This window comes from Streptococcus sp. W151 (assembly GCF_053010205.1).
Genome location: NZ_JBRKNT010000003.1, coordinates 89,181 through 108,964 on the forward strand (window position 1 = coordinate 89,181; position 19,784 = coordinate 108,964).

A 19,784-nucleotide genomic window follows, 5' to 3' on the forward strand; every position below is an offset into this window, starting at 1 on the left:
TTATCATTCGTTAACTCGGGTGGTGGTGCTGCACGGTCATATCCTGGACGAGAAGGGTTGCTAAAAAGATCAGTGCAATCAGGATAAAGAGCCAAATAATAGCGAAAATAAATGTTAAAAACATAGGATCACCCCTTCTACCTTATTCACAGCTCTACTATAACACTTGGAGAAAGCGCTGTCAAACTCTATATAGCGGGCTCTTAAACTCTTTCAAAATTCAGAATAATCTTGCGATGAGGATGAAAAAACCAGCCGTTTCCGACTGGTTTTTTCATCTATTTGAATCTTAGCTCAATGCATCATCCATTGAAAGAACTTCGTGGAAGACACGTTGTGTCAATTCAGTTTTTTGTTCTGGAGTGAGGTATTTAGTGTTTACACAGTATCCAGAGATACGAACGATAACGTCTTCACCTGACATGATCTTTTCGTAAACATCGTTCAAGTCCATAACGTTCAAGTTAACGTGTTGTCCACCGTTTTCGAAGTAACCATCAAGGATAGTTACCAAGTTATCAACTTGTTCGTCACGAGTCTTACCAAGAGCACGTGGTGAAACTTGAGTAGTGAGTGAGATACCATCAGCTGCATAACCAAAGTCAAGGCTAGAAAGAGAGTTCAAGTTTTGCAACCATCCACCTTTCGCTTTGTTAGATGGGTTAGCACCTGGTGAGAAGAATTCCAATTTAGATAAGTTCACAGAACCATCTTCGTTGAGGTATACCCCTTTGTGGACTGGAGAGTTACCAGTTTGTTTAGAGTAGGCAACGTTAGAAGTGATGGTAAGAAGTGAAACAGTTGCTTCTGCGTTCTTGTAAAGTTTGTGGCTACGAAGACGAGTAGTGTAAGCTTCGATCAACCATTCTGCCAATTCGTTAGAACGTGGGTCATCTTCACCCCAACGTGGGTATTCACCGATTGTTTCGTAATCGTAGATGTAGCCATCTTCGTCACGGATTGGTTTAACAGTAGCGTATTTAATAGCTGACAAAGTATCAACAGTGTTAGCGAATCCACAGATACCGAATCCCATGTTAGCGCGTTGGTGAGTTGGCAAGAAGGCCATTTGAACTGCTTCGTAGTTGTACTTATCAGTCATATAGTGGATGATGTTCAAAGCATCTACATAAGTGTCAGTCAACCAGTCAAGAGATTTTTCGAAGTTTGCTTTAACAGATTCGAATTCAAGAACTTCGTCACGGATAGGATCGATGTCAAATACTTTGTAGTCTTTATGAACATCGTCGTAACCACCGTTCAAACCAGTAAGAAGAGCTTTAAGCACGTTAACACGAGCACCGAAGTATTGGATGTTGTGGCGTTGTTCTTCGTTTTCTGGGTCAAGTGGAGATACACAACATGAGATACAGCTCATTTCACCGTATCCGTCTTTAGCCATTGTTGTAACACCTTCGTATTGGATAGAAGAGTGTTTGTGGCTCATGTGCATACAGTAGCGACGGAAGCTATATGGCAATTTGTCAGTCCAAAGAACTGTCAAGTTTGGTTCTGGAGAGTTACCGATGTTGTCCAAAGTGTTCAAGAAACGGTAGTCCATCTTAGTAACACGGTGACGTCCGTCGTTACCCATACCAGCCATAGAAGTTGTGATGAAGGTTGGGTCACCTGAGTACAATTGGTCGTAAGCTTTTGTACGAGCAAATTTAACAGTACGCAATTTCATAACGAAATCGTCAACGAATTCTTGGATTTCTGATTCAGTGTAAGTACCGCGAGCCAAGTCACGTTCTGCGTAGATATCCAAAACGATTGGAACACGTCCAAGAGAAGTAGCAGCACCGTTGATGACACGGCAGACAGCCATGAAGGCAATGTTTGTCCATTGGATTGCTTCTTTTGTATCGAAGGCAGGACGACGAACGTCTACACCATAAAGGTCACCCAATTTAACAACTTCTTTCAAAGCTTGGTATTGAAGGTTTACTTCTTCACGAAGGCGGATTGATTCTTCATCGATTTCAGTGATAGAGTTCCAGTCGCTTGCTTTTTCAGCCATCAAGTAGTCAGCACCGTAAAGAGCCAAACGAGCGTAAACCCCAATGATACGTCCACGAGAGTATGCATCTGGAAGACCAGTTACAGTGTGAGCGTGGCGGGCACGACGAATGTTTGTAGTGTAAGCACGGAAGATACCATCGTTTACAGTTGTAACATATTTAGTGAAGATTTCATGAACAGCTGGATCTGGTTCATAGCCATTTTCTTTCAAAGTAGTTTCCGCCATACGGATACCACCACGAGGCATGAAGTTCAATTTGAACAATTCATCATTTTGGATACCGAAGATCACTTCGTTTTCTTTATCGATATATCCAGCTGCGATATCAGCGATAGAAGTTGGACGTGTATCGTATGGGAAACGAGTTTCTTCATAGTGAGCTTTGGTTTCTTCAACAATTTTCTTGATATGAAGAGAACGTTCAGTTGGACCAGCTAGGAAGCTTTCATCTCCATCATATGGTGTGTAGTTAGCTTGAACGAAGCGAGAAACGCTTGCTTTTTCTTTCCAATCTTCACCTTTGAAGCCTTCCCAGGCTTTGTCAAAAATATCTTGTGCTTCAACGACTGTTTTAACAACCATTTTTATTTTCCTCTATTGTCTTTCTAGCAACTATATCTGTTGCACTTACAATAGTAGTATACCATACAGAAATCGGTTACACAAAGGCGAATTGCGAAAAACAACAGATTCTTTTGTAATACAGTTTCAACCTCTCTGCGATACTGTACTATATTTTTGAAAACAAACACAGTTTTTCATCAATTTTCATGTTTTCTGGAGAGTCGATTTTTGCAATTCTGAAATTTTCTTCCTATAATAGAAAGAAAGGAGGGTGAAAAATGCTGATATTTCCATTAGTGAATGATACCAGTCGCAAGATTATTCATATTGATATGGATGCATTTTTTGCTGCCGTCGAAGAAAGAGACAACCCTAGTTTGAAGGGCAAGCCTGTCGTGATTGGCCAGGACCCTCGTCAGTCAGGAGGGAGAGGTGTTGTCTCGACTTGTAACTATGAAGCAAGGAAATATGGCATTCATTCAGCTATGAGCTCTAAAGAAGCACTAGAGCTTTGTCCTCAAGCCATTTTTATCTCTGGAAATTATGAGAAATACCGAGAAGTAGGTGAGCAGGTCCGTGAGATTTTCAAGCGTTATACAGATCTCATCGAGCCCATGAGTATTGATGAAGCTTATCTAGATGTGACGGAAAATAAAATCCAGAGCAAATCAGCTGTTAAAATCGCCCGCTTGATTCAGCATGCTATCTGGGAAGAGTTGCATCTCACAGCTTCAGCGGGTGTTTCTTATAATAAATTTTTGGCCAAGATGGCAAGTGACTTCCAAAAACCCCGTGGCCTAACGGTGGTCTTACCGGAGGACGCTGAGGATTTCCTGAGACAAATGGACATTGCCAAATTCCATGGAGTAGGAAAGAAGACAGTAGAGCGACTGCATGAGATGGGGGTCTATACTGGCGCAGATCTTTTAGCCATCCCGGAGATGACTTTGATTGATCGGTTTGGGCGATTTGGCTATGATCTCTTTCGAAAGGCGCGAGGGATTCATAATAGCCCTGTCAAAAGTCATCGCATCCGCAAGTCGATCGGAAAAGAGCGGACCTACCGCAAGCTCCTTTATGCAGAAGATGATATTTTAGAAGAAATTGCCAATCTGTCCAGTAAGGTGGCTCAATCGCTGGAAAAACATGGCAAGCAAGGAAAGACCTTGGTCTTAAAAGTGCGCTATGGAGACTTTACCACCTTGACTAAGCGCATCACCTTGACGGAGCCAACGCGAGATGCTGAGCGCATCAATCGTTCAGCGCGTCACATTTTTCAAGAGATCGAATCGATAAATACAGGAATCCGCCTCTTGGGTGTCACCATGACCAACTTTGTTGATCATACTGAACTGTCTCTGGTAGAGGAAGAAAAAGACAACTAGTCTATTCACTAGTCGTCTTTTTTGATATCAAAGAAGGCTGCAATCTCTTCTTCTGTTAGTCCAATCATAGGCGAGATGGCGTGGAGATTGTCTTCTGTTAGTCGATAGACAGTAGGCTTAGACGTCTCTGCTTTCGTTTCAACAGTTTCTTCCTTGCTTCGTACAGATTCGACTGTAGCAGAAGCCGTTGCAAGGGATGAAGAATAGTCTGTGGTTGCTTCGCCTCCGTCCAGGTCCTTGAAGCGTTCAACCAAATAGGTCTTGCGCGCTGTACCTGTATTTTTAGTAGCGAAATCAAAGGCGCTGTATTCTCCTAAGAGAATCAGCTTGCTCTTTGCGCGCGTGATGGCGGTATAGATCAAATTACGCTGCAACATCCGGTGGCTTTGATTAGTAATGGGTAAAATCACCACAGGAAATTCGCTTCCTTGCGATTTGTGAATACTCATCGCATAGGCTAAGCGAATCTTGTACCATTCATTGCGCGGGTAGACGATTTCATTGCCATCAAATTGGATAGTCAATTCATCTTGCTTCGATTCTGTATATTTTCCGGGGAGAAGATCGGTAATGTAGCCAATATCTCCATTAAAGACATTGCTTTCTGCATCATTGACCAGATGGATAACCTTGTCTCCATCGCGGTATTGGCAGTCTGGCGTGTCAAAGACGACCTGATCTTTGACAGCTGGATTGAGAAGGTCTTGCATGAGTGTATTGATGTTGTCAATGCCGGCCTGGCCCTTGTACATAGGTGCTAAGACTTGGATATCTCGAGCCGGGATCTGACTGCGAAGGGCAGCTGAGGTGATCTGTTCGATCATCTTAGGGATGTGTTCGCTTCCGGCTTCGAAATAAGAGCGGTCGGCTTTTCGTTCTGTGAAATCTTGAGGAAGCTTGCCCTGGCGAATGTCTCCTGCAAGTGAGACAATGGTCGAATCTTCACTCTGACGGAAAATATGTTCGAGTTTGGTCTGAGGGATACTTGGGATCTGCAAGAGATCCGCTAAGACCTGTCCAGGACTGACGGATGGTAATTGGTCAGCATCTCCCACAATCAAGAGTTTGGTATCGGTTGCGATGTTGCTGACTAATTGATTAGCCAGCCAGGTATCGACCATGGAAAACTCGTCCACAATGATAAAATCTGCATCTAGATAGTCCTCTACGTGGCTGGTATCATCATCTCCTGTCATTCCCAAATGGCGGTGGATGGTGGCACTCGGAAGTCCTGTCAGCTCATTCATGCGCCGGGCTGCCCGTCCCGTTGGGGCAGCCAGCAGGATCGGCAGGTCTTTTTTCTTACGCAGATCCAGCTGGTGGAGTTGGGCATAGACACTGATCATCCCATTGATAACGGTGGTTTTTCCTGTTCCCGGTCCCCCAGTGAGGATAAAGACCTTGTTTTGAATCGCCTGGTGAATCGCCTCTTTTTGAATAACATCGTAATGAATCCTCAGATCTTTTTCAACCTCTTTAATTGCCTGGTTGATTTTCTCAGGGTCAAATGAAGTCTGCTTTCCTTTCTCCAGCAATCGACCAATATGATTACGAATTCCTTCTTCCGCAAAGAAAAGGCTGTTGTCAAAGATCTTTGTATCCACGTTTTGGACCTTGTCTTCCTCAATAAGGTGGCCTAATTCTTGGGCGACAGTGGAGGGATCCAATTCTACTGGACGCGCTGATTCCAAAAGGTCAATGCTATAGCGCAGGAGGTCCTTGGCTTCAATATAGGTATTTCCAGTCTCGATAGAGTAGCTGAAGAGACTGTGAATCAGACCCGCGCGGAAACGCTCGGGGGCGTCACTTGCGATGCCCAATTCTTCTGCCAGTTGGTCCGCAATTTTAAAGCCCATTCCTTGGATGTCTTCCACCAATTGGTAGGGCTGTTGCTCCACGATCTGGAGCGTTTCTTCCTTGTAGAAATCCTGAATTTGAAAGGCTAGTTTATTGGGAATGCCATAATTGGCTAGTTGGGCGAGAATACGCTCCGTTCCGTAATTCTGACGGAGTTTATCCACAAAAGCCAGGCGGTTTTTCTTGGAGAGGCCTGTGATTTCTTCTAATTTTTCAGGGGCTTCTAAGATTTTATCAATGGTGTCTTCTCCATAGAGATCGACGATTTTTTGGGCTGTTTTGAGACCAATTCCTTTGAAATGATCGCTGGAAAAATATTTCACTAAGCCCTTGCTAGAGGGTTTAGCCCGTTCATAGCGACTGATTTTGAGCTGTTCTCCGTATTTAGGATGATGGACCAACTCCCCCCAGAAGGTGTAGTCTTCGCCTTCCATGATATCTGCCATGGTGCCCGTCACAATAATCTCAAAATCATTAAAGTCTTCGGCATCGGTATCGCTAATGTCGAGCAGGAGGATTCGAAAAAAACTACTGGGATTTTCAAAAATAATGCGCTCAATAGTACCAGAAAAATAATATTCCATCATTTCTTTCCTTTTTATAAAGCAAGGCTGGGACATACTTGTCTCAGCCTCAGTCTGTTGATCTATACTAATAAGTTTTGAAAGGATAGATAGGCCATAGTCTAAAGACGGCTTGCCCTTTGATTTGTTCTTTCTTGAAAGCTCCGACCTGACGGCTATCTTTTGAAACGATCCGGTCATCTCCAAGTAAGAGATATTCATCGTCAAGCAACTTCAAAGTAAATTTAGGAGTGCCATCTTTGTCCACTGTAAAGGCTTGAGCTGTATTGGCCAATTGGCGGAAGAGTTCTCCGTTTTCTTCAAAGCCTTTTCCAGTGTAGGTCGATTGCAATTTATCTTTTTTGAAACGAGCGATATAGTTTTTCAAATAAGGCTCATTGGTCTTTTTCCCATTGATGTAGAGGGTATCGTTATCATATTGGATGGTATCTCCAGGAAGACCGATGACCCGCTTGACGATGTCCTTGGTTTTGCCGTCGTCGTCTTTTTCACTGGCAACAACAATGTCGAAACGATCAATCGAGAGGTGGTTGACCACAAGGAGGTACTCGCTATCGGCCAGGGTCGGATCCATCGAATGGCCATCTACCTTGACCGGAGCCCAGAGGTAAATGCGAGAGGCGATGATGAGACCAACAATGATACTGAAGAGGCCCCATTCTTTAAGGAATCTCACCACAGGTGAGCTCGATGTATGTTTTGAACTTCTTTTTGACATGACTTATCTTTCTAGTAATTTCTTTGCTTTTTCTGTGTTTTTAAAATGGAGTTTGGCACAATAATCCAGAGCTTTCATCCCGTAGGTCTGGAGCAATTTAGCGGCCACTTGGTCTGATTTAGCTCCTGCTCCACTAGGAAGATTAAAACCCAGTTCCTTGCCCAGATCTTCCAGATTTTGAAGGAAGAGATTGCGGGCGATGATGGAGCTAACTGCCACAGCTAGATACTTGCTTTCGGCTTTTTCTTCCAACTCAATGGCTTGCGTGACCTGATTTTTTTCAGCTTTTACGTATTTTTGGTAATTTTTAGCAGTTGTAAAGGCATCAATCACAATTCGCTCTGCTTGGACTCCTTTATTTAACAGAAGGTAGATGGCCTGATTGTGCAGGGCTACTTTGACCGAAACAGCATTGTAGCCAGAAGCGATCACTTCATTGTACTTCTTTGGAGACAATAAGAGTGCTTGGTGCTGGATATTTTCCTCAAGGAGAGGTGCCAATTGCTGAATTTTTCGATCATCCAAGGTCTTCGAATCCCCAACACCAAGCTTTTTGAGCCAGTCGTGCTGGTCAGGTGTGACAAAGGATGCGACAACGGTGAGTCCACCAAAATAAGAGCCGTTTCCGACCTCATCGGTTCCGATCATGGCTAGATCTTGTCGTGCAGATGAAGTAGAACGCTTAAGGTTCCCAGCATCTTGCCCGAAAAAGGTCAGGTAAGGAGTGAGGTCATTGCCCTGGAGCAGGACCTTTCCAGACTTGTAGATCGAAACGGTCGCTCCCTCTAGTCGAAAGAAATAATCCATATGAGGGTTCTTGCTTTGAGTGAGAGAACTGCGATAGGTATGGATAAAATCAAGGATTTGCTCCTGTGTTGGAGTGAGTGTCATACTTTCCATAACCACTATTGTACCACAAATTCAGGGAGAGAGGGAGCAAAAAGAAAGAAAGAATCCACTGGAAAATCCCTGGGAAGAGGGGCTTTGCTACTGACAAAGCTAGCCTTTTTTGGTATAATACCGTGAGGTGATTTTTATGGCGAGCTTAAATAGATATAAATTTACATTTGGAAACAAAGCGCTCACTTTAACAACCAACCATGATAATTTGTTTATGGAAGAAGTCGAACGTGTTGCGAAAGAAAAATACCAAGCAATTAAGGAACAAATGCCAGAGGCCGATGATGAAACCATCGCTATTTTATTGGCAGTAAATAGTTTGTCCATGCAGCTGAATCGCGAGATTGAGTTTGACGACAAAGAAAAAGAATTAGATGATTTTCGTCGCAAAGCTTTAGACGACTTAAAGGATAAATCATCTAAATAAGAGGAGATACATGTTAACTTTCTTAATCTTATTGATTTTGGCATGGAGCTTTTATATTGGCTATGCAAGAGGCATCATCCTCCAGTCCTATTACTTTCTAGTGACCTTGGTGGCCCTCTTGATTGCAGGTGGTAGCTACAAGGGACTGGCTAAGATTTTGTCTCTATGGGTTCCTTTTTCGAGTCCCACCCAGCAATCGGTAAATTATTTTTATGCCAATCGCTACCTGTTTCAATTAGATGACATCTTTTATGCAGGGTTAGCTTATGTGTTGATTTTTGCGCTGGTTTATTTGATCGGCCGCGTGATTGGAATCTTTATGCACTTGGTTCCCCAGCCAGAAAAATTGGAGGATCGCAAGTATCAAATTGGAGCAGGTGTGATCGCCGTCGTGATAACCCTCTTGGTGATCCAGATGGGCTTGACTATTCTCTCAACAGTTCCCATGGCTTCCATCCAAAATAGACTAAATGCAAGTGGATTGATCCGCTTTATCATCCTTCATACCCCGATCAGTTCCAGTCTGTTCCACAACTTGTGGGTGACTGCGATTATCGGAGCTTAAGGAGCAAAAATGAAGAAAGGAGTGAGACAAGTCCGATTCAAGGAAGGACGCTCACTTTTTTTGTAGGAGAAACATGAACAAAAAAATCTTAGATATTCTGGAGTTTGACAAGGTCAAGCAACTCTTTGAACCCTATCTACAGACAGAACAAGGGGAGATGGAGCTAGCAGTCCTTACTCCAACTGATAAAAAAGAAACCATCGAAACGGCCTTTATAGAGTTAGAAGATATGGAGCAGATCCTCTTGGAAGAGCCTCGCTTTGCCGTGTCGACCATTCAAGATGTCCGTCCAGTGGCCAAGCGTTTGGAGATGGAAGCGGCCCTTAATATCGATGAATTATTAGCGCTAAAAGCAGTCCTTCGGGTGACACATGAGCTCAAGGATTTCTACGACAACTTGGAAAATGTTCGTCTGGAAAGGCTCCATCGCCTCTTTGACAACTTGGTGGATCTGCCCCGCCTACAAGGTGGGCTTCAAGCCATCAACGAAGGAGGCTTTGTCGAGTCTTTTGCCAGTGAAAAATTGGCTAAAATCCGTCGCCGCATCCAAGAGAATGAACACCAGGTCAGAGAGATTCTGCAAGACCTGTTGAAAAGTAAGGCCGATATGTTAGCGGATGCTGTGATTGCTAGCCGGAATGGACGCAATGTTCTACCGGTAAAAAACACCTATCGCAACCGGATTGCAGGGGTGGTCCACGATATCTCAGCCAGTGGGAATACCGTTTATATTGAACCTCGTGCAGTGGTCAATCTCAATGAAGAAATCGCTAACCACCGGGCAGATGAACGGTATGAAATCATTCAGATTCTGGAAGAATTGTCTGACAGCCTACGCCCCCATGCGGCAGAGATTGCTAACAACGCCTGGATTATCGGTCACTTGGACTTGATCAAGGCCAAGTATCGGTTTATGCGTGATTTCAAGGCAGTGGTACCAGAGGTTAGCAGTAATCGCTCTATTCAGCTCTTGCAACTACGTCATCCCTTGATTGAAAATGCCGTCGCGAATGACCTACATTTTACCGAGGACTTGACTGAAATCGTGATTACCGGTCCCAATACAGGGGGGAAAACCATCATGCTAAAAACGCTGGGACTAGCGCAAATTATGGCCCAGTCTGGTCTTCCCATCCTAGCGGATCCAGGTAGTCGTGTGGGCATCTTCTCACAAATCTTTGCTGATATTGGCGATGAACAATCCATCGAGCAGAGCTTGTCGACCTTCTCCAGTCATATGACCAATATTGTGTCTATTTTAAATCAAGTGGATACTGCTTCCTTGATCCTTCTGGATGAGTTGGGAGCTGGGACAGATCCCCAAGAGGGGGCCGGTCTTGCCATTGCCATCTTAGAAGACCTACGGTTGCGCGGGATTAAGACTATGGCTACAACCCACTATCCAGAGCTCAAGGCTTATGGAATTGAGACCGCTGGGGTGCAAAATGCTAGTATGGAGTTTGATACAGCGAGTCTGCGTCCGACCTATCGTTTTATGCAAGGAGTTCCTGGTCGCTCGAATGCCTTTGAGATCGCCCGCCGTTTGGGCTTGTCTGAGACCATTATCCAGGATGCCATGAGCATGACCAATACCGATAATGATGTCAATCAGATTATTGAAAAATTGGAGGCCCAGACCTTGGAGAGTCGCAAGCGCTTGGATACCATTCAAGAAGTGGAGCAAGAAAATCTCAAATTCAATCGCGCTCTTCGAAAGCTCTATAACGAACTGACCAGAGAGAGAGAAATAGAGCTCAATAAGGCAAGAGAAGAAGCCAAGGAAATTGTGGACATGGCACTTTCAGAGAGTGACCGCATCCTTCAAGGTCTTCACGCCAAATCTCAGTTGAAACCACATGAGATCATTGAGGCCAAGGCTCAGTTGAAAAAACTAGCTCCTGAGACCGTCGATCTTTCTAAAAATAAGGTCTTGAAAAAAGCCAAGAAGGCGCGTGCTCCTAAGGTAGGAGATGAGATCCTGGTTATCAGCTATGGCCAACGTGGAACCCTAGTCAATCAACTCAAAGATGGGCGCTGGGAGGCGCAAGTCGGCTTGATCAAGATGACCTTGGAAGAAAAAGAATTCAACCTTATCAAGGTTGAAAAAGAAGCGGCTCAACCTAAGAAACGCCAGGTGAATGTCGTCAAGCGCTCAAACACGAGCGGGCCGAGAGCACGTCTTGACCTCCGTGGGAAACGCTATGAAGAGGCCATGCAAGAGCTAGATGGTTTTATCGATCAGGCTCTGCTCAACAACATGGCCCAAGTCGATATCATCCACGGGATCGGGACAGGGGTCATCCGTGAAGGGGTGACAAAATACCTCCGCCGCAACAAGCATGTCAAGAGTTTTGAATATGCCCCACAAAATGCAGGTGGAAGCGGCGCAACCATTGTCACGTTTAAAGGCTAAGTTAAGCCCTAGCTTTTCATTAGCTAGGGTTTAGAACGTAGACTAAATTTTTAAAAAGAAAAATAAGTTAAGAAATTCTGCAAAAAAATATAAATCTGTCCCATTTTTAAAATGAATAAAGAAAATACCGAAACTTTCCGCCGTGAGAAAAGTGAGAGTGGGACAGAAATCGGTAATTCGTTAGAATTCGATTTCGTCGTCCCACCTCCGCACAGTTGAGTAGGGCTGTAAAAGCTGATGAAATCAGCGTAGTAGAGCCCACTCAACCACTGCGTCTTGCTCGACAATCCAAAAACAATTAAGAGGCTAGGACTTTTGTCCCAGTCTCACTCGGAATTATTGAGACCTTAGGCTCAATAATTAGTCATGGAACTTCTTCGAAGTTCGCTGACGTCCGTGCTCACCTAAGGAAAGTTTCTAAGATAACTTTTTCTTCAATCTGAATCTAGCTGTTTATCAGCTAGGTTTTTTTAAATTCTACATAATGAACCGGATTAAAAGAAATTGAAAACGATCCGTTTTCAAATTGGATTTTCAGTAGGTCCTCCCTTTTAAAAGTGCTATAATAGAGGCAATGAATGATTTGGGAGGATACGCATGCGTAAACGTGAAAGTGCAGATTCGTGTACAACGATTCTAGTCGGAAAAAATGCTAGCTATGATGGTTCGACCATTGTAGCACGAACAGAGGATTCTCAAAATGGCGTTTTTACGCCCAAGAAATTGATCGTGGTCAAACCAGAAGATCAACCGCGTCATTACAAGTCTGTTTTATCAACTTTTGAAATCGACTTACCAGATAATCCAGTTCGCTATACAGCGGTTCCAGATGCGATTCCTAAAGACGGGATCTGGGGAGAAGCTGGGATCAATGTCTATAATGTCGCCATGAGTGAGACAGAGACCATTACGACCAATAGCCGTGTGCTAGGGGCAGATCCTCTTGTAGAGAGTGGCATCGGTGAGGAAGACATGCTGACCTTGGTCTTGCCTTATGTCAAGACAGCTCGTGAAGGGGTCTTGCGTCTTGGAAAGCTCTTGGAGGAGTATGGAACCTACGAATCCAACGGGATTGCCATTTCAGATGTGAATGAAATCTGGTGGTTGGAAACCATCGGAGGTCACCACTGGATGGCGCGCCGTGTCCCGGATGATGCCTATGTGACCAACCCCAACCAACTGGGCAGTGATTATTTTGAATTTGGAAATCCAGATGAATTCCTTTGTGACCCGGATCTTGAAAATTTTGTCTCAGAGCATCATTTGATTCTAGACCAAAAAGGAAAAGGCTTTAATCCGCGTTATGCCTTTGGTAGTCAAAAAGACAAGGATCGCCACTACAACACACCGCGGGCTTGGGCCATCCAAGCTTTCCTCAATCCTGAAATCGAGCAGGATCCACGGAGTTTTGAGATTCCTTGGTGTCAAAAACCTTATCGTAAGGTGACAATTGAGGATGTAAAATATGTCTTGAGCAACCACTACCAAGATACCGTCTACGATCCTTATGGACCGGAAGGAGACCACGTGAGTCAGCGGACTTTCCGAACGATCGGGATCAACCGGACCAGCCAAACAGCGATTCTGCAATTGCGTCCCAACAAACCGCAAGAAACGACAGGCATCCAATGGATTTCTTATGGTTCGATGCCTTACAATACAGCCGTTCCTTTCTTTACCCAAGTGAATACAACGCCAGATTACTTTGCCAATACTACGGCTAAGGTGACAACGGATTCCTTCTACTGGGCTAACCGGATTATTGCAGGACTAGCAGATCCTCACTATTCCCACCATGTTGGCGATCTAGATGATTACCAAGAATCGACAATGGCTTGGGGACATGCACGCATCAATAAAGTCGATCGTGCCCTTGCAGCAGGTGAAACCGTCGATTTTGAGGCGGAAAACCAAGCCATGAGTGATCAGATTCAAGAAGCGACGGATCAACTCTTGGACAAGATTTTGCTCGATGCTAGCAACCTCATGACCAATCACTTCTCTTTGAGTGATTAAAAACCGTACGTTTTCAGATGATTTACAATATTTTTTCGGAAATGATTGACAGATTTTTGAAAATCGATTAAAATAGAGAAAATTACATACGACCGAATGAAGTTTGCAGGAGCGTAAGTGACTGTGAATGGACGGAACTCTGGAGAGACCAGAAATGGCACCGAAGGGGCAAGGTAGAGGATGCATCTACTCAAACTCTCAGGTAAAAGGACAGAGCGAAAAATAGGGGAAGTCCCCTATTTTAAGCAGGACCAGAGTACATGTTTGACATGTACTCTTTCTTTTTCTCATTTCTGTCGAGCGGTCGATAAAAAGGAGACAGAGAATGGATCATGTATTGCAATTTTTTCAGCAACTCGATAATTTAGTATGGGGCGCCCCACTTTTGGTGCTCTTGGTAGGGACAGGGATCTACCTGACCCTTCGTTTGGGCTTGCTTCAGATACGCTATCTTCCAAAAGCCTTCCGCCTGATCTTTACAGAAGATGAGGGGCATGGGGATATCTCAAGCTTTGGAGCCCTTGCAACGGCCCTAGCGGCAACTGTAGGGACAGGGAATATCGTAGGGGTAGCGACAGCGATTCAGACAGCTGGCCCAGGGGCCCTCTTTTGGATGTGGATGGCGGCCTTCTTTGGAATGGCGACCAAGTATGCAGAAGGGCTCTTAGCCATTCGTTATCGGACCAAGGATGACAATGGCCATATTTCGGGTGGTCCGATGTACTACATTCTTCACGGGATGGGGGAGAAGTGGCGACCACTAGCTATTTTCTTTGCAGTTGCAGGTGTTCTGGTGGCCCTCTTTGGGATCGGAACCATGACCCAGGTCAATTCCATTACGGGATCTCTTCAAGCGAGTTTTGGTACGGCTCCAGAAGTGGCTAGCGTAGTGATTGCTCTGGTGGTTTCGACCATCATCTTTGGTGGGATTCACTGGATTTCGAAAGTCTCTGAAAAAGTGGTTCCTTTTATGGCTGCTGCCTATATCTTAGCGACTGTCACGATCATTGCCTTGCATCTGGACCAATTGCTTCCAGCCTTAAAATCGGTCTTTTCGGGTGCCTTCACAGGGACTGCAGCCATGGGAGGTTTCGCAGGAGCAACGGTCAAAATGGCCATCCAAAAAGGGGTGGCGCGTGGGGTTTTCTCCAATGAATCGGGCCTTGGATCGGCCCCCATTGCAGCAGCGGCGGCGAAGACCAATGAACCTGTCGAGCAGGGCTTGATCTCGATGACAGGAACCTTTATTGATACCATTATCATCTGTAGTTTGACGGGGTTGTCCCTTCTGGTGTCAGGTGAGTGGACGGCCAAGGGTAGCTCTAGCACCTTGACTCAGGATACGTTTACAGGTGTTTTTGGTCCTGTTGGAGACATTATTTTAACGCTGTGCTTGGTGCTGTTTGCGACAACGACCATTCTTGGATGGTCTTACTACGGAGAACGGTGTTTCGAATTCCTATTTGGTGTCAAACATATCAACCTCTATCGGACCTTCTTTGTCTTTATGGTTGGACTGGGAGGCTTCCTTAAGCTGGATCTGGTCTGGGTCATTGCGGATATCGTTAATGGGCTTATGGCTCTACCCAACTTGATTGCGCTCTTGGCCCTCTCCCCAGTCATTATCAAAGAAAGTAAATGCTACTTTAAGAAATAAGAAAACCCAGATCGCGAGGTCAGGGTTTTCTTGTCTATTTGAGATAGGATCTTTTAATAGCGTTTTTCTTTTGGCCAGCTGCTCATTTCGGCGATGGCAGTGAAGAGTACATCTGTCGAAGAGTTGAGGGCTGTTTCACAAGAGTCTTGAATGACCCCGATGATAAAGCCGACACTGACGACTTGCATGGCCAAATCATTGGTGATGCCAAAGAGGCTACAAGCAACAGGGATGAGAAGGAGAGATCCTCCCGCAACTCCAGATGCTCCACAAGCAGAGATAGCCGCTACGACACTCAGAATGAGCGCCGTTCCAAAGTCAACCTGAATGTGTAAGGTATTGGCAGCAGCTAGCGTCAAAATATTGATCGTCACGGCTGCGCCTGCCATGTTAATGGTTGAACCAAGCGGAATAGAGACAGAATAGGTATCTGGATTCAGCCCCAATTCTTCACAGAGATGCATGTTGACAGGGATGTTGGCTGCAGAACTTCTGGTGAAGAAGGCTGTTACCCCACTGACACGGAGGCATTTAAAAACAAGGGGATAGGGATTCTTGCGGATCATGAAAAAGACGATCAATGGATTGATGACCAGAGCGACAAAAGCCATCGTTCCCACCAATACTACCAAGAGAATCCCGTAGTTACTAAGGGCACTGAGTCCTTGGCCAGCGATGGTCGTGAAGACTAAGCCTAAGATCCCAAATGGAGCTAGGTTGATAATCCACTCGACAATTTTTGAAGTGATATCTGCTAGGGTTTGCAGGAGGTCTTTACTATGTTCGCTCGCCTCTCTCATGGCGATCCCAAAGACAGTGGCCCAAGAAAGGATCCCAATGTAGTTGGCTTGCTGCAAGGCGTTGACCGGGTTGTCGACGATCTTGAGCAAGAGGTTACTAATCACTTCGCCAATCCCGTTTGGAGAGGATCCTTCAGCGGCCTTCCCAGTCAGGGTAATGGTGATGGGGAAGATGTAATTGACCAAAACAGCGACGAAGGCAGCTGCAAAGGTTCCTAGGAGATAGAGGACGATGACCTTTTTCATATTGGTCTCTGTCCCTTTTTGGTGTTGGGAGAGGGCATTTGCGACGAGCGCAAAGACCAGAAGGGGTGCGATGGCACGGAACCCCCCAACAAAGAACTCTCCTAGGAGTCCAATACCAGTTGCTTTCGGGAAGATAAGTGCTAGGATGACTCCAAGTACAATCCCGATTGCGATCCGTTTCATAAGGTTGGTTTTATTCCAAGTGGTAATCAGTCGATGAATCATGTAAGGCCTCCTTAAAAAATAATTAAGGAATATTATACGATAGTTAGGGGGTAAAAGCAATGAAATTTTTAAAAATTAGCCTTATTTCCGAATATTTGATATAATCATACTATTCTTTGTTAGAAAGGCCCGAATAAATGAGTCAAGCTTTCCAACGTTATTTCAGTAAAATAGACTGGACAAAGATTTTTGATGACCTAATTTCAAAAAGCATCTCCCTGATTTTTGTCTTTCTCTTATTTTTTATCGCTAAAAAGGTCATCCATAGCCTGGTCAAGCGGATATTAACCCCTTCTTTTAAGTATACGGTGCAGGATGAAGCCCGTAAAAAAACCATTCTCCGTTTAGTAGAGAGTCTCTTGAACTACTGCTTGTATTTTATCTTGATTTACTGGATCTTGTCGATCCTGGGTCTTCCAGTCTCTAGTCTATTGGCTGGTGCTGGGATTGCTGGGGTGGCGATCGGGATGGGAGCCCAGGGCTTCCTTTCCGATTTGGTCAATGGTTTCTTTATCCTTTTAGAACGCCAGCTGGATGTGGGGGACAATGTCCGACTTACCAATGGTTCTATTAATATTGCCGGCATCGTTAGCAGTGTGGGAATTCGGACAACTCAAGTACGTGATTTTGACGGGAGTCTCCACTTTGTCCCAAACCGCAATATCACTGTCGTCAGCAACCTCTCGCGTGGAGATATGCGCGTGCTGGTGGATATTCCGATAGATGCGAATACCGATCTTGACAAGATCTACCAGGTCATCGCTCAGGTCAACCAGTCTCAACAAGACAAACACCCAGAAGTGTTGACAGGTCCTACTATTTTAGGCCCACAGATCGAAAAAAATGGTCGCTATTCCTTCCGTATTGCTATGACCGCTCAAAATGGAACCCAGACGACTGTCTATCATACCTACTATAAACTCTATCATGATGCCTTGATGGAAGCAGGAATCAACCTTCCAACAGGAAATAACAGAATCATGTAAAAAGAGAGTGGGACAGAAATCGGTAATTCGTTAGAATTCGATTTCGTCGTCCCACCTCCGCACAGTTGAGTAGGGCTGTAAAAGCTGATGAAATCAGCGTAGTAAAGCCCACTCAACCACTGCGTCTTGCTAGACAATCCAAAGACAATAAAGAGGCTAGGACTTTTGTCCCAGCCTCTTTATTAATCGATGTTACGATCTTAAGTGGCAGTATTTGTCATCCAAATATTTAATCTGATCCCAAATCTTTCGAGCCTCAGGTGGTAAGATCAATAATTGCTTGCGCAATAGGGCGGTGATTTCGAGATCCAATGATTCGATCGGAAGGGCTATGGCTACGGAACTTTTTGCCCTTTGGATCTTATTAATGCAGTGTTGGATGTGCTGGCAAGCAGTACAAGTCTGTGCTTGACGGCTTGCTGCAATCTCCTGACGCATATCAGAAAGCAGTTGCATCAATTCAGACTTAAGGAATTCAATGGTAGTTGACTTGTCTTGAGCAAAATGAAACATAAGCGCACCTCCTTTTGCTATAGTGTAATACTAATTTATTAAAAATGCAAGGGGGTAAAGTAAAAAAAATAAAATTTTTTTAGAAAAAGATACAGAAAAAGAGATGGCTCAAATCTCTCATCACTAATGATGGTTAAGATTCCTTTCTTTAAAAATGACTTTCCTCCCTTGGGATCAATTGTCCTTAAAGAGATCAGTAACTACAAAAAACTCCTGAAACACACTGGTTTCAGGAGTTGAGAGGCTTTGACCCGAAGGTCTCAAAGAAAAATATCGATTGATTATACAAGACCTTGTGCAATCATCGCGTTTGCGACATTTTCAAAGGCAGCGATGTTGGCACCTGCAAGGTAATCTTTACCAAGTCCGTAAGTTTCTGCAGTTGTTTTAGCAGTGTTGAAGATGTTGGTCATGATGTCTTTCAAACGTCCGTCTACTTCTTCGCGTGTCCATGAAAGACGTTGGCTGTTTTGGCTCATTTCAAGAGCAGATACAGCAACCCCACCAGCATTGGCTGCTTTAGCAGGTCCGTAAAGGATACCATTTTCTTTGTATATGTTGATGGCATCGATGTTACTTGGCATGTTTGCTCCTTCAGAGACAACTTTCACACCTTGAGCGACCAAACGTTTAGCAGCATCGCCATTGATTTCATTTTGAGTTGCACATGGAAGAGCGATGTCATAGTTACCAGCGTAAGTCCATACAGAACCTTCGTAGTATGTAGCAGTTGGTTTTTCAGCAGCATATTCAGTCAAACGAGCACGACGTTTTTCTTTAACATCTGTAAGAAGGTCGAAGTCAATACCGTTCTCGTCGATCACGTAACCGTTTGAATCAGATACAGAGATAACAGTTGCACCAAGTTCAGTAGCTTTTTGAAGAGCGTATTGGGCAACGTTACCAGAACCTGAGATCACGACTTTCTTACCAGCAAAGCTGTCGCCGTTTGCTTTGAGCATTTCTTCAGTATAGTAAACCAAACCATAACCAGTTGCTTCTGGACGGATCAAGCTACCACCGAAACCAAGAGGTTTACCAGTCAAGACACCAGCATCGAATTGGCGAAGGCGTTTGTATTGACCGTAAAGGTATCCGATTTCACGTCCACCAACCCCGATATCTCCAGCTGGGACATCAAGAGAAGGACCGATGTGCTTTTGCAATTCAGTCATGAAGCTTTGGCAGAAACGCATTACTTCAGCGTCAGTTTTTCCTTTAGGATCGAAGTCAGATCCACCTTTACCACCACCGATAGGAAGACCAGTCAAGACGTTTTTGAAGATTTGTTCGAATCCGAGGAATTTCAAGATCCCTTGATTAACAGTTGGATGGAAACGAAGACCACCTTTGTAAGGACCTACAGCAGAGTTGAATTGAACACGGTATCCACGGTTTACTTGGATGTTTCCTTCACGGTCAACCCAAGGAACACGGAAGGAAATCACGCGTTCAGGTTCTGTAATACGAGCTAAAATGTTTTCTTCGATGTATTCAGGGTGTTTTTCGAATACAGGTTCCAAAGTGCTGAGGAACTCTTCAACAGCTTGAAGGAATTCAGCTTCATGGCCGTTACGAGCTTTTACAGTTTCGAAGGTGCTTTGGATATATTCTTTAGCAGTTGTCATGTTAATTCTCCTTTGTGAATGAAACGAAAACCAGCAAACCCGCTAGGGGAGTGGCTTTGAGACAGTTGACAAACAATGTCACGTTTTATTACATGGATCATTATAGCAGACTTTTTTTGGCTTGTAAAGAAAAAAGTTGAATTTTCTGAAAATTTTATCGTGGCTAGGAAACTCCGAATGTTTGGAAGAATTTTTAGTTTTGATTGTCCGGAAGCTTCCAAGTGATGGTATAATGAAAGAAGAAAATAGAGAGCATCCCGAACGATTCTGTTGATGG

General features: G+C 44.4%; 14 protein-coding genes and 1 riboswitch. Of the genes, 7 read left to right on the forward strand and 7 right to left on the reverse strand.

Translation table 11 applies throughout. The annotated features are described in order from the left end of the window. Nucleotides 1–289 precede the first annotated feature (289 nt). Nucleotides 290–2,605 (reverse strand): formate C-acetyltransferase, encoded by a 2,316-nt coding sequence (gene pflB / locus ACVC7Q_RS06620; protein WP_447265281.1) that lies wholly within the window; start codon nt 2,603–2,605, stop codon nt 290–292. A 260-nt stretch (nt 2,606–2,865) separates the two neighbouring features. Here pflB and dinB point away from each other — a divergent pair, with 260 nt between their 5' ends. Next, nucleotides 2,866–3,972: a DNA polymerase IV gene (dinB, locus tag ACVC7Q_RS06625; protein WP_447265282.1), complete on the forward strand. Its 1,107-nt coding sequence runs from the start codon at nt 2,866–2,868 to the stop codon at nt 3,970–3,972. An 8-nt stretch (nt 3,973–3,980) separates the two neighbouring features. Here the strand turns inward: dinB and recD2 are convergent, their stop codons facing one another. The 3 genes from recD2 to rnhC form a co-directional block, all read right to left on the reverse strand. Further along, on the reverse strand, nt 3,981–6,413 hold the full coding sequence (recD2, locus tag ACVC7Q_RS06630) for an SF1B family DNA helicase RecD2 (protein ID WP_447265283.1): 2,433 nt from the start codon (nt 6,411–6,413) through the stop codon (nt 3,981–3,983). A 67-nt stretch (nt 6,414–6,480) separates the two neighbouring features. After that, nucleotides 6,481–7,131, reverse strand: coding sequence for a signal peptidase I (gene lepB, locus ACVC7Q_RS06635; RefSeq protein ID WP_447265284.1), 651 nt, complete (start codon nt 7,129–7,131; stop codon nt 6,481–6,483). A gap of 3 nt (nt 7,132–7,134) precedes the next feature. Then, nucleotides 7,135–8,031, reverse strand: coding sequence for a ribonuclease HIII (gene rnhC, locus ACVC7Q_RS06640; RefSeq protein ID WP_447265285.1), 897 nt, complete (start codon nt 8,029–8,031; stop codon nt 7,135–7,137). A 136-nt stretch (nt 8,032–8,167) separates the two neighbouring features. Between rnhC and ACVC7Q_RS06645 the strand changes: the two genes are divergently transcribed. The 5 genes from ACVC7Q_RS06645 (at nt 8,168) to ACVC7Q_RS06665 (ending at nt 15,109) form a co-directional block, all read left to right on the forward strand. Then, complete coding sequence (locus tag ACVC7Q_RS06645; protein WP_003005477.1) at nt 8,168–8,458, forward strand: hypothetical protein; 291 nt, start codon at nt 8,168–8,170, stop codon at nt 8,456–8,458. Between the two features lie 10 nt (nt 8,459–8,468). Beyond that, nucleotides 8,469–9,023 (forward strand): CvpA family protein, encoded by a 555-nt coding sequence (locus ACVC7Q_RS06650; protein WP_447265286.1) that lies wholly within the window; start codon nt 8,469–8,471, stop codon nt 9,021–9,023. 73 nt (nt 9,024–9,096) lie between these two features. Next, on the forward strand, nt 9,097–11,436 hold the full coding sequence (locus ACVC7Q_RS06655; RefSeq protein WP_447265287.1) for an endonuclease MutS2: 2,340 nt from the start codon (nt 9,097–9,099) through the stop codon (nt 11,434–11,436). Between the two features lie 597 nt (nt 11,437–12,033). Next, entirely contained in the window at nt 12,034–13,452 is a 1,419-nt protein-coding gene (locus tag ACVC7Q_RS06660) for a C69 family dipeptidase (RefSeq protein WP_447265288.1), read from the forward strand. Nucleotides 13,453–13,581: 129 nt separating this feature from the next. Further along, nucleotides 13,582–13,676, forward strand: a riboswitch (glycine riboswitch). Between the two features lie 101 nt (nt 13,677–13,777). Beyond that, nucleotides 13,778–15,109, forward strand: coding sequence for an alanine/glycine:cation symporter family protein (locus ACVC7Q_RS06665; protein ID WP_447265289.1), 1,332 nt, complete (start codon nt 13,778–13,780; stop codon nt 15,107–15,109). Between the two features lie 53 nt (nt 15,110–15,162). Here ACVC7Q_RS06665 and sstT read toward each other — a convergent pair whose 3' ends face one another. Then, nucleotides 15,163–16,380: a serine/threonine transporter SstT gene (sstT, locus tag ACVC7Q_RS06670; RefSeq protein ID WP_447265290.1), complete on the reverse strand. Its 1,218-nt coding sequence runs from the start codon at nt 16,378–16,380 to the stop codon at nt 15,163–15,165. Between the two features lie 137 nt (nt 16,381–16,517). On the opposite strand from sstT, the gene ACVC7Q_RS06675 reads away from it, so the two are divergent. Continuing rightward, nucleotides 16,518–17,366, forward strand: coding sequence for a mechanosensitive ion channel family protein (locus ACVC7Q_RS06675; RefSeq protein ID WP_447265291.1), 849 nt, complete (start codon nt 16,518–16,520; stop codon nt 17,364–17,366). A 192-nt stretch (nt 17,367–17,558) separates the two neighbouring features. Here ACVC7Q_RS06675 and ACVC7Q_RS06680 read toward each other — a convergent pair whose 3' ends face one another. Together ACVC7Q_RS06680 and gdhA are read right to left on the reverse strand one after the other, a co-directional pair. Further along, a complete protein-coding gene (locus ACVC7Q_RS06680; protein WP_024056290.1) occupies nt 17,559–17,879 on the reverse strand; it encodes a hypothetical protein in 321 nt (106 codons plus the stop codon). Between the two features lie 281 nt (nt 17,880–18,160). Beyond that, entirely contained in the window at nt 18,161–19,507 is a 1,347-nt protein-coding gene (gene gdhA, locus ACVC7Q_RS06685; protein ID WP_447265292.1) for an NADP-specific glutamate dehydrogenase, read from the reverse strand. Nucleotides 19,508–19,784: the final 277 nt, after the last annotated feature.